Below are 255 nucleotides of genomic sequence, written 5' to 3'. Positions count from 1 at the left end.
CGGTTGCGAAGTCGTTCAGATCTTTCACAAACACGGTGGTTTTAACGATGTCGCCCACTTTCAGGCCTGCGGCTTCGACGATCGCTTTTACGTTATCCAGCGACTGACGTGCCTGTGCAGCGACGTCTGCCGGTACTTCGCCCGTTTTCGGATTTACCGGGATCTGGCCGGAGGTGATGATCATATTGCCCAGATCAACTCCCTGTACGTAAGGACCGATAGCTGCCGGTGCATTTTCCGTCGCGATAGTTTTGC

Annotated in this window: 1 protein-coding gene; it reads right to left on the bottom strand. The window is 54.1% G+C overall.

Annotated features, from left to right (window positions below; genetic code table 11):
* The coding region (gene ridA, locus SB756_RS32505) for a 2-iminobutanoate/2-iminopropanoate deaminase (RefSeq protein ID WP_410913564.1) at positions 1-255 on the bottom strand (255 nt) is incomplete at both ends.

Source organism: Pseudomonas sp. SIMBA_068 (genome assembly GCF_046534705.1).
Taxonomy (GTDB): domain Bacteria; phylum Pseudomonadota; class Gammaproteobacteria; order Pseudomonadales; family Pseudomonadaceae; genus Aquipseudomonas; species Aquipseudomonas putida.
The sequence above is the reverse complement of the archived record's forward strand: the minus strand, read 5'-3'. Positions and strand labels throughout refer to the sequence as shown.